Annotated in this window: 9 protein-coding genes; 2 read left to right on the top strand and 7 right to left on the bottom strand. The window is 62.9% G+C overall.

What is annotated here, in order from left to right; translation table 11 throughout:
* Both IRZ31_RS07205 and IRZ31_RS07200 read left to right on the top strand, forming a co-directional pair.
* The coding region (locus IRZ31_RS07205) for a mannosyltransferase family protein (protein ID WP_297151659.1) at positions 1-1244 on the top strand (1244 nt) is incomplete at its 5' end.
* A 271-nt stretch (positions 1245-1515) separates the two neighbouring features.
* Positions 1516-2508 carry an HD domain-containing protein gene (locus IRZ31_RS07200; RefSeq protein ID WP_297151657.1) on the top strand — a complete coding sequence of 331 codons (993 nt, stop codon included), beginning with the start codon at positions 1516-1518 and terminating at the stop codon, positions 2506-2508.
* Between the two features lie 79 nt (positions 2509-2587).
* Here the strand turns inward: IRZ31_RS07200 and hisI are convergent, their stop codons facing one another.
* From hisI to IRZ31_RS07165, 7 genes are all read right to left on the bottom strand, one after another.
* Positions 2588-3574, bottom strand: a complete 987-nt coding sequence (hisI, locus tag IRZ31_RS07195) for a phosphoribosyl-AMP cyclohydrolase (protein WP_297151654.1) — start codon at positions 3572-3574, stop codon at positions 2588-2590.
* Positions 3558-4361 (bottom strand): imidazole glycerol phosphate synthase subunit HisF, encoded by an 804-nt coding sequence (gene hisF, locus IRZ31_RS07190; RefSeq protein ID WP_297151651.1) that lies wholly within the window; start codon positions 4359-4361, stop codon positions 3558-3560. Before hisF ends, hisI begins: the two co-directional genes overlap by 17 nt.
* A gap of 57 nt (positions 4362-4418) precedes the next feature.
* A complete protein-coding gene (gene hisA / locus IRZ31_RS07185) occupies positions 4419-5177 on the bottom strand; it encodes a 1-(5-phosphoribosyl)-5-[(5-phosphoribosylamino)methylideneamino]imidazole-4-carboxamide isomerase (protein WP_297151648.1) in 759 nt (252 codons plus the stop codon).
* Positions 5174-5791 carry an imidazole glycerol phosphate synthase subunit HisH gene (gene hisH, locus IRZ31_RS07180; RefSeq protein ID WP_297151645.1) on the bottom strand — a complete coding sequence of 206 codons (618 nt, stop codon included), beginning with the start codon at positions 5789-5791 and terminating at the stop codon, positions 5174-5176. Before hisH ends, hisA begins: the two co-directional genes overlap by 4 nt.
* Before the next feature lie 75 nt (positions 5792-5866).
* Positions 5867-8245: an HAD hydrolase-like protein gene (locus tag IRZ31_RS07175; protein ID WP_297151643.1), complete on the bottom strand. Its 2379-nt coding sequence runs from the start codon at positions 8243-8245 to the stop codon at positions 5867-5869.
* Entirely contained in the window at positions 8242-9333 is a 1092-nt protein-coding gene (gene hisG / locus IRZ31_RS07170) for an ATP phosphoribosyltransferase (RefSeq protein ID WP_297151640.1), read from the bottom strand. The genes IRZ31_RS07175 and hisG overlap by 4 nt, the downstream gene beginning before the upstream one ends.
* Positions 9330-10856, bottom strand: a complete 1527-nt coding sequence (locus IRZ31_RS07165) for a HisS family protein (protein ID WP_297151638.1) — start codon at positions 10854-10856, stop codon at positions 9330-9332. Before IRZ31_RS07165 ends, hisG begins: the two co-directional genes overlap by 4 nt.
* Positions 10857-11063 lie beyond the last annotated feature (207 nt).

Here is an 11063-nt window from a genome sequence, read left to right as displayed (position 1 = left end):
TATGGTCTGGGAACACTGCAATGGGTACGCTGCGATCTGCGTGGAAAGAGGCGGCTTGGGTCTTTGGACTCAGCCGCCTCTTGCTTCTCTTGATCACCTATGTGGGGGGAGTTCTGCTCCGCCCCAAAAATATGGCCTCGATCCCTTGTGCGAATAGCGAGCTGCGCTTCTGCCTGCTCGGCTGGTACCACTGGGATGCTGATGCCTTCGGACGTATCGCTCACGTGGGCTATCGCTCTGTGGCCGATGTGGCCTTTTTCCCATTCTGGCCCTGGCTGATCCGTCTCGGCGCCGCCGCGCTGGGAAACCATTTCCCGCTGTCGTTCTTGCTGTCGGAGCTCCTGCTTTCGAATCTCTTCTTCTTCGTATCCCTCATTTTGCTCTACGTTCTGGTCCGAGATGGTCTGGATTTCGATCCAGCCCAGGCCCGCAAGACACTCTGGTACCTGACTTTCTACGCCTACGCGATCTTTTTCTTCGCTGGCTATAGTGAATCTCTCTTCCTGCTGCTCACTCTGGCGATCTTCCTTCTGCTGCAGGGTAGGGCGCTGTGGCGCTGGTGGCTGGCGGGCCTGCTGGGGTGCGTCGCCGCGCTAACGCGCTCGACGGCGATCGTCTTGCTGGTACCCTTCTTGTTCTTCTATGTGGAACACTTCTGGCACGCTCGCCCGCTGTCGGCTGATGCGGGAGAGACCACGGGGCCTCAGTCGTGGCGTCTGTGGCTGCGACGTGTGCTGGCCGCCCTGCCAGCTCTCTTCATTCCGGCGGCTCTGGCTGCCTACATGGTCTATCTTGGGGTGCGCTTCGGCGATCCGTTCATCTACAGCCGTATGGAGCGCACGGTCTGGGGACGACAGTTTGAACTGCCCTGGGTAGCCTTCGGGCCAGCCCTGGGGGCCTTGCTGACTGGTCCTTTGCACACCGAGATGGCGGTGCGCAACCTGATGGATCTGCTCTTTACCTTGCTCCCGCTGGGGGTGCTGGTGGCCGGCTGGCGTCAGCTGCCTATGGTGTACCGTTTCTTCGCGTTAGGTTTGGTGCTTTTTGCTCTCTGCTTCCCGCTCAACGGCGGGGAGACGCTGGCTTCGCAGCCACGCTATATGATGATGGCCTTCCCGCTCTTCCTGGTGCTGGCGCGCTGGAGCAAGCGCTTTCCCAGCCTCGACCTGGTCTATGGGGGATTCTGTGCCCCTCTGTTGGCGTTGAATGCTCTGCTCTTTACCTTGCATTATTGGGTTGCCTGAGTTGACTTCTTTATCTTTCAGGGAGTGAAAGCCCTGCGGCTGGTCCTTCTTGCGCAGCCGGCAAGGTTGACTTTGCTAGCCTGGCAAAGAGAGAGGTGAGGTGCTATAGTTAACAGTATCTCTGTTCTCTTGCCAGCTTCCCGGCCTGCCCAAGGGAGGAGAGAGAGGGGAGGACAGGAGTGGGTTCCGGCAACGGACAGGTCGCCGGAGACGGAAGGGGGAGGCTTGAGACAAGAGCGTGCGGCGCAAGCACAGAAGGAGCAGATAGAGCGTGGCAGAAGAGCTGGTCCGTGATCCGTTACTGGGTGAGCAGCGGCTCAGCGAGCCTGTGCTGCTGGCGGTGCTCGGCTCAGCAGCGTTGCAGCGTTTGAAGGGGGTCCATCAGGCTGGGGCCTCTTATCTGGTGCGCAAGGGGCGTGATACGACGCGCTACGAGCACTCCGTGGGGGTGATGCTGTTGATTCGCCGCCTCGGTGGCAGCCTGGAGGAGCAGCTGGCTGGCCTGTTACATGATGTCTCTCATACAGCCTTCTCCCATGTAGCAGACTATTTGTTTGCCTGCTACGATGAGGACTATCATGAGCAACACCTGCGCCAGCTGGTGGAGCGTTCGGATCTCCCTGCGCTTCTGCATTCCTCCGGGCTGGACCTGAAGCGGATTCTGGCTTTTGAGCGCTGGCCGCTTTTGGAGCAACCAGCACCTGAGCTATGCGCCGATCGGGTGGATTATACGCTGCGCGATTTGTGGCATGCAGGCTACCTGACCCACGCTGACGTGGAGCGCTTTCTGCAGGCGCTCCGCGTGCGGGAGGGGCGCATGGTCGTGGCCGGGCGTGAGGCTGCCATCTGGTTTGTGCGCCAGTATGTGCGCCTGGTGACGGAGCTGTTTATGCATCCGTTGGAAATGTTCGCCGACTATCAACTGGCACGAGCCTTGCGCCTGGCTTTGGATGAGGGGGTGCTGCGCGAGGAAGATCTGTTCTCGGAGGATGCAGAGCTGCTGGCCCGGCTCCGTCAGGCGGCTCACCCGGAGATCACGCGCTGTCTGAGCTTGCTGCGGCCTGGTCTGGAGGTAGTGGAGGTCTCGGCAGGCCAGCCTTTTGATGTCTATGCGCGGGTGAAGCCGCGTATGGTTGATCCGCTGGTGCTGTTGGAGGATGGCAGTCTGGTCCGCTGCTCGGCGCTCGATGGGGAGCTGGCGGCGCTGCAGCAGGCTGTGTTGCACAAGGCCAAACGCGGTAGTTATCTGCGCCTGCGCGGCTAAGCCGGTGTCTTATTCCTGGCTTCCTTTTACTCGCCTTCCCCATCAAGCGCAGAGTAGCGCGGCGCTGCTCTGTCTTGGTTTAGGAGACCAAACCTTTGCGGCGCATTTGCTCCAGGTCGTCGCGCGCCGGCTCCAGAGGGCTGAGACCGGCCAGGGCACAGGCCCGTCCGATGAGAGCAAAGCCGAGCCGCAGGCCCTCGATGAGACGGGGAGGCTCGGCGGTCGCCAGCGCACTCAAGCAGGCTTGCTGCTGCTCAACGGCCTGCTCCTCGCCAACGGCCTGCCGGTAGCCTGCCAGCAGGGCCTGATGAGGCAAGAACTCCTCGTACGGCAGTCGGTGGGTAGTAGCCAGCAGCAGCAGCCAGTAGCCGACCTGACTGCCCTCCAGGATGGTATCGGCCTGCAGATCCCGATGACGATGCGTTCCCTGGAGCACGCCCATCAGCTCCTGCAGCTCATCAGCCAACCGTCCGAGGAGGTAGGCCGGATTGTGCTCCTGAAGCAGGCGCGAGGTGTGTGATTGCTCGCTCAGGTCGTGGTCGCGCAGATACTGGTAAGCCGTGTAGAGCTGGCGCAGCAGCGTCTCCAGCTGCCTGCTTATGGCTTCGTCTGCCTCTGGTTCGCTCTGCCGCAGATCCATCACTGGCGCTGCCCCAGCGGCAATCACGCCAGCAGACTGCGTCTGCGGAGTAGGATGGCCATAGACTGCCGCCGGATCAAAGACCCGAGTCGCAACCACCTCGTAGCGATCGTCAGGAAGCAAACGACGGTAGTAGCAGCTACGGTAGCCTTCATGGCAGGCCGCCCCGCCCTCTTGGACGACGCGGATCAGCAGGCTATTCTCTTCGCAATTGACAAAGATGGCGCGCACCTGCTGTCTGTGCCCAGATTGCTCGCCCTTGCGCCAGATCTTCTGGCGTGAGCGGCTATAGAAGTGGGTATAGCCGGTCTCGCGTGTCAGGCGCAGGGCCTCTTCATTCATGAAGGCCACCATCAGCACTTCGTTGCTCTCGTCATCCTGAATGACCGCCGGAATCAGTCCCTGGCGGTCAAACCTGAGCGTCATCGTGCTTCTCCTCCTCTGCCTCATCCCAGCGCACAGCCACCCCGCGCTCGCGCAAGTAGCGCTTGGCATCGGCAATGCGATACTGGCCAAAGTGGAAAATCGAAGCGGCGAGCACGGCATCGGCGCCCCCGCTGGTCAGCCCCTCATAGAGATGCTCAAGCGTTCCAACGCCACCCGAGGCGATCACTGGCACGTTGACGGCCTGCGCGATACGGGCTGTCAGTGTGAGATCATAGCCCTGCTGCGTCCCATCGCGGTCCATGCTGGTCAGCAGGATCTCGCCCGCGCCCAGCTCGACGCCGCGGCGAGCCCAGTCAATAGCATCGAGGCCCGTTGGTGTACGGCCTCCATGAATGTAGACCTCGTAGCCACTGGGCATGGCTGGATTGCTGCGGGCATCGATAGCGAGCACAATGCACTGGGAGCCAAACTGCTCGGCTCCCGCCCGCAGCAGCTCGGGCTGCTGTACCGCCGCTGTATTCACCGAGGTTTTATCAGCCCCTGCCCCCAGGGTGGCGCGAATGTCCTCCACGCTGCGGATGCCACCGCCGACCGTCACCGGAATAAAGACCTGCTCAGCTGTTCGAGCGACCACATCGAGCATGGTCCTGCGCTGCTCGTAGGAGGCCGTGATGTCGAGAAAGACCAGCTCGTCAGCTCCCTCAGCATTGTAGAAGGCTGCCAGCTCGACCGGGTCGCCGGCGTCGCGCAGGTTGAGGAAGTTCACCCCTTTTACGACGCGCCCCGCGGCCACATCCAGGCAGGGAATGATGCGTTTCGTTAACATCGCTGTCCCTTCCTTATACTCAGCTCCACTCCGCATAATCGGACCCCGGCCTCATAATCAGGCCCCGGCCTCCGTCGTCGGCTCGCAGGACGCGGCGCAGGCCAGAGCTGCCGCCAGGTCCACATCTCCTGTATAGAGGGCCTTCCCGATAATGACCCCCTCGACACCCAGGCGAGCCAACGAGCGGATATCTTCCAATGAGCGTACCCCCCCGGAGGCGATCAAGGCCCGCTTTGGCTGGGCCTGTCTCACCACCTGCAGCATGGCCTGCAGCGCCTCCAGATTCGGCCCGCCCAGCGTTCCATCGCGTGCGATATCAGTGTAGATAAAGCGAGCCACCCCCAGCGCACACAACTGGGCGGCCAGCTCCACGGCTGCAATGCTCTCCGTTTGCTGCCAGCCGGCCACCGCCACCAGACCAGCCCGGGCATCCAATCCCACAACGATGCGCTCGCCCCAGCGCTGCAGCGCCTCAGCCAACAAGGCGGGCTGTCGTACGGCGCTGGTTCCCAGCACCACGCGCTCGATGCCGAGGGAGAGCACGTGCTCGATGCTAGCCAGATCGCGCAGGCCGCCGCCCAGCTCAATCTGCAGCGTGGTAGCGGCCCGAATCCGTTCGACAGCAGCCAGATTGACCGGCTGGCCCTGGGCGGCACCGTCCAGATCGACCAGATGCAACCAGCGCGCTCCGGCCTCCTGCCAGCGTCGGGCCACCGCCACCGGGTCATGGCTATAGACCGTGGCCTGGCGATAATCACCCTGGTAGAGACGGACGCAGCGCCCCTCGCGCAAATCGATGGCTGGCAAGATGATCATGAAACACGCTCCCCCACCCAGCGCACAAAGTTCGCCAGCAGGCGTAGCCCCATCGCTCCACTCTTCTCAGGATGGAACTGTGTTCCCCACAGATGATCACTGACAATGACGCTGCAATAGGGCGAGCCATAGTCGGTGACAGCGGCCACGCCGGAGGGGTCGCGCGGCTCAACATAATAAGAGTGAGCGAAGTAGAAGAAGGCCCCGGCAGGTATTCCTTTAAATATGGGCAGATCCTGACGGAGGGGCTGAACCTGGTTCCAGCCCATGTGCGGGATCTTCGGCCCCTGGGGAATGCGCCGAACCTCCCCGGCGAAGAGACCTAAGCCCTCAACCTCACCTTCGGCATGGTGCTCAGCTAGCAATTGCATCCCAAGGCAGATGCCCAGAAAAGGTCGCCCGCGAGCCGTGGCCTCCCGAATGGCTTCATCGAGGCCGGTGGCCTTCAAACGCTGCATGGCGGCCCCTCCGGAGCCAACTCCTGGCAGCACCACTGCCTGCGCGCGTGCCACCGTGGTCGGATCGGCAGTCACCGCGGCCTGCGCGCCGACATGCTCCAGGGCCTTCTGGATACTGCGTAGATTGCCAGCCCCGTAGTCAATAATAGCGATCATAGTCGTCGCTCTTCCTCTTCTCTCTCCTCGAACTGTCTAGACGCTCTTCTCAAGGCATCGCGCGGCGCCTCTTCTTCACCCACCATCGGCCAGTAGCTCGTGCCAGGGCAGCAGTCCAAGATTGCCCAGCGTCACCGCCTGCGTCAGACCCAGCCAGCAGACCGTTGCTGGGATGCGCCCGCGATCCAGGAGATTGATGGTCAGCAACGGGCAGCAGAGCAGCGCCAGAGCCAGCCAGCGCTCCCAGTCGGGGGGCAAGGCCCCCTCATCTCTAAGCCAGGCGAGCAGGGGGCGCAGCAAGGTGTGGAGCTTCGTTGTCAGAATCGCCTGACGGATGGGCGCCGGCTGATAGGTATGGGTGACCTCAAGTCGCTCGCCATCCCTGCCGCAGTGCCGAGCTACGCTCAACGTCAGCGTCAGGGCTGTCTCCCGAGGAAAGTACATCCAGCTGGCGAAGACATTGTGGTAGAGCGGTTTGACGATATCCAGCAGCGCTGCATGCCGACCCGCAAAGGCCGGATCAAAGTAGAGATAGTCGCGTTCGTCCTCCAGAAAGACATTGCCGAAGTGGGCATCTCCGTGCCCGATGACCGTCAGCGCCGCCTGCCGTGGGTGGAGTCGCTTCTGGGCTTCCTCTAGCAGCTCTCCCAGCGTGTGCGAGAGCAGTTCCCCATTGACCACCCAGTGGCACCTGAGCAGATCCTCAAAGCGAATTTCGTCCTGACCAAAGCCGGCAGACCCCGGCAGCGGAATGGCTTGACCACGGTAGAAGCTGCTAAGACGCCCGCCGGTCAGTCGATGCCAGAAGAGCTGATGAACTGGCGCAGTCGCATGCTCATCCGCGCTACTGAGACGCCCAGTGGCGCGGTAAATCTCCAGCAGGCGCTCACAGGCGCGCCGTTCGGCGGCCACCAGAGTCTGGGCCGGGACCGGGGAGGGTGCCCCCGTCTCGACGGCGCGCATCAAATCGAACATCACCGGCCAGCGCACCAGCGGATAAATGACCATCTGGCGCCCCTCCTGGCGAACCACGCGCAGAGGCAGCACCATATTGTAGCCTGCCTCGTGCAGCAGCTCGGCATGGTAATACTCGGAGAGCGCGCTTTGCTCCTCCACGTGTGTCTTGAAAAAGTAGCGCTCGCCGTCCTGCTCGTAGGTACCGTTAAACGAATTCAGCGAGACAGGGCGCGGCGTCAGTGTCACTTGCCCAGTCAGCAGATCGAGCTGACGCGCGAACCACAGGCGCAGCAGGCGCTCCGCCTTGTCCCGAGCCTCAAACTGCAGGCGCTGAATCGTCTCCAGTCGCTCCACCTCGGCCAGCAGCGAAGGCAGCTGACGCACATCCTCAATCACAAAATCCGGCTCACAGGCCAGCAGGCGCCGTCGGGCCTCCTCGCTGCGTGCCCCGCTGAGCGTCGCCACGGTCAAAGCGCCAGCGGCACGTCCGCCAAGCATATCCCCTGACGAATCGCCGACCACAATGAAAGGAGGCTTGCTGCGCGCCAGCTCCTCGGCGCTTGGCCCGCGTCGATCAAGGGCATAGAGAAACTGGAACGGGTGAGGTTTGCCCAGCAAGGTGGTGTCGCCCTGACGCCGCAGCTCGGCCTCCGCCATCTCGACGGCATCATAGGTACAGATGTGCTCAGCCTCAAAGCGCGAGAGCAGATCATAGGCTTGCAGCGGCAGCGTGGCCTCCTGATAGACTCGCCCCGTAGCCAGACCCAGCTCATAGCCCGACCTTCGCAGGCTGTCCAGCGTCTCCCTGAGCGTCTCTGGTGGCAGCAATGGGCGCTCAAAATAGATACAGCCCGGTTTACCCCTCTGAGCGGGAGGGTGGCCATAGGTGCGGCTGTAGAGCGCCTCCCCAAGGTACCATTCCTGGAAAAGCGAGCGGCAGAAATCCCAGAAGGGGCTGAGGCGTGAAAAGACTCCCTCGATGGGGAGACCCAGCCTGGCGCTCGCGTAGGCGTCGTAGCGATTGAGCAGATCCAGCCCCATGATCCCGGAGAAGAGCGCCTCAGCAAAGGGGGGGCCACCTGCCGGTAGGAGCACCAGCTCCGGGCCAGAGGCAGCGCGCTGAGCGGCCAGCGCCAGGCGCAGACGGGCCAGCCAGGCCTCTTCCCAGGGCTGCAGCGGCAGGAGCGGCTCGCGGTCGGCTGGGGGCAACTGCTCCAGCAGGGCAATCAGACGCCAGCAGACTGCCGCATAGCAGGTGTCCCAGTTCGAGTTGATCGCCAGGGCTTTGTAGAGGAGAATCTCCTCTTCCGGCAGCGTGGCCCGGCTCAGGCGACGACTCTCCTCCGGGTCGGTCACCGGCGCGTAGTCGCCCTGGCCTGTCACATTCCAGTAGCGGGGGCTGTAGAGTAGCTCATGCAAGGTCAGGCCCGCCGCGTCCCAGTAGGCCGCTTCGCTGGTAATGACTCCATCCAAATCAAAGACAATCAGCGTCTTCACCGTCGTCGCGCCATCCTCTCGCTCAACTGTCGCAGGCTGGCCGGCTCCTGGCCGAAACGATACGCCAGCGGCGTCACGTCAATCTGCTCGGCCCCCACGCTGCGCAGGGCGGCGATGATCTCCAGGAAGTCCGCCACAGCCTCACCCATGCGAATCACTCCCGAGACGCGACAGCGCTGGGCCTGTGGATCGTCCGTCGACTCCGAGCTGCCAATATGGTACTCGAATCCCGGGACCAACCGCTTGAGGTGCATGCTCAACAACGAACTGACCTCCTCACCGCTCCCCGGCACGTAGGCCGTCAGCAGAACGCGGTTGCGCGCCTGCAGACGGGCGGTGATCAGCTCCAACAGCAGGCGGGCTACCTTGAGAGCCTGGGGATGCTCGGCAAGCAGGCGCACGTTGCCGATCAGGCAGGCCTGGGAGCGCAGCACGACGCCGTCTTCAAGCAGCTTCAGGTGGTTTTCGCGCAAGGTCGTGCCCGTTTCCGTCAAGTCGACAATCAGATCGGCGACCCCCGTCAGAGGTGCGGCCTCCAAGGCCCCATGTGGCATCACGATCCGACAGTGAGAAATACCATGGCGACGTAGAAAGTGACGCGTCAAGGCCGGGTACTTGGTGGCGATGCGCAGGCCACGGCCCTTCTGAGCCTGATAGTAGCCCGCCAGATGCCAGAGGTCAGCGCACGTATTGACATCGATCCAGGTCTCGGGCACCGCCACCACCAACCGGCAGGAGCCATAGCCCAGGTCACGCTCCAATACAATCAGATCGTCGTCGCTCTCTTCGTTCTCCTCCGCCTCTTCATCGGTCCCGCGATACTCGGCGAAGAGGTCGTAGCCCGTGATGCCGAGAATGGCGTCCCCATCGTGCACCAGGGCCGGGATGTCAGCGGCGCGCTGAAAGACCACCTCCAGCTCAGGGAGGCTGCTGATGCGTGCCAGATACTGACGCGGATTGCTGCGCTGGACTTTCAGGCCACACTCGGCGAGAAAGGTCAGCGTGGCCGCCTCCAGCGTTCCTTTTCCGGGCAAGGCCAGGCGCAGCTGAGGCAGCTCTGGGGCCGGAGCCGCTCGCGACGCGCTCATGCTCGATACCCTCCTTCCCGTAGGGCCACGGCCAGGTCACGGTAAGCAACCAGGCGTTCCTCTCCCGAGAGCAGATCGTGCAGCCTGATAGTGTTGGCCTGGCGCTCCTCCTCACCGACGATCAGGGCCAGCCGGAAACCGTGCTGAGAAGCCTGGCGCAGGGCGTTGCTGACGCCACGGGCATTCACATCTAGCTCTGCGATGATGCCACCTTCGCTGCGGGCCAGGCGTGCCACACGGCAGGCATAGGCCAGATCATGTTTCCCAACCGGGATCACCAGTGCCTGCGCCCGCGCAGGCTGAGGCCACTGGCTGGCAGGCATCAAAGAGATGAGCCGCTCCAGACCAAAGGCGAAACCGCAGGCCCGCACTCCACGCGCCCCCCCGACCGCCTCAACGAGGTGGTCATAGCGACCTCCGCCGCACAACTGCAAATCGAGGCCCTCTTCATCGCTGGCATGGATCTCAAAGAGCAAGCCCGTATAGTAACTCACCCCGCGCCCCAGGGCCAGATTGAGCGTAATCTGCCGGCGGTCGACCCCCGTCACCTCCATCAGCGTTGTCACCAATTGCTCTAGCTCCTCCAGCGGGTCGTCATCAAGCTGATAGCTTTGGAGCAATTGGCGCAGCTCCTGAAAGACTTCGGGCGGTGGACCGGCCAGCGCCCGCAGCTTGCGCAGAAACTCCAGCGCACTAAAGACCAGCGCTCGCTGCTCACTGCGCCCGATCTTCCAGAGAAAGCGCTCGACAATCTCGCGGCGACTGTCCTCGTCGCCGAATGGCAGGCTGAAGCTGTTCAGCAGCGCCGTTACCAGCTGGTTTGAGCTATCGGAGCTGGCCGGACGCCGCCCCCGACCGGCCTCGGCTGCCGGCAGCGAGGGAGTGAGCGAGCGCTCGGGGTACAGCGCCTCCAGGCGGGCCTGGGCTGCCTGCTCTCCCTCGGGCGAACGACTAATCTGCTCCATCAGGCTCAAGAGCAAACGAGCTGTCTGAACATCCAGGTGCAAACGCTCGATAAAGCCGCTGGCGACCCCGACATGGCCCAGCTCAAGACGGTAGCGGGCGATGCCCAGCTCATGCAAAATATCGCAGGCCAGCTGCACGATCTCGCCATCGGCGCGCAGCGGTTGGCCACCGAATAGCTCGACCCCCAGCTGCGTGTGCTGCCGATAGCGTCCCCGTCCCGGCGTTTCGTAACGGAAGACAGGTCCAACGTACTGAAAGCGCAGCGGCAGCGAGGACTGCTGATAATGCTCTAAATAGAGACGGCAGATTGAGGCGGTATATTCCGGTCTTAGGCACAGTTCGCGTTGATGGAGTTGGAAGGCATAGAGGTTCTGCCAGGCCTCCTGGCCGAAGCTCGCCTGGAAGAGATCGCTGCGCTCCAGCGCTGGCGTATCCACCGGCTCGTAGCCGGCCTTCTCCAACAGGGCGCGCACGCGATCCACCACCTGCGACTGCCGACGGTAGGCCTCGGGCAGCACATCATGCATCCCGCGCAGGCGCTCGATACGCTTCTTCATAGAAACTCTCATTCCCCCACTAGAGTCATGCCCGGTCCCCCGTAACCAGTCTGCCAAGCGAACCGCTGCAGGCCCGGGGTGCGCCGCGCCAGGGAGAGCAAGCAAGGCGCCGCTTCGATGGATCCTTCCCTGGACCTGCGGCCCGGAGTCACACCTGGGCAGATAGAGGATGGGTGCGCCATTCCCCTCTCTACTGGTACTCGTCCG

The sequence above is a fragment of the Thermogemmatispora sp. genome, from assembly GCF_019683635.1.
Classification (GTDB): Bacteria; Chloroflexota; Ktedonobacteria; order Ktedonobacterales; family Ktedonobacteraceae; genus Thermogemmatispora.
Note: the sequence above shows the minus strand (reverse complement) of the source record. Positions and strands in the feature narration are given on the sequence as shown.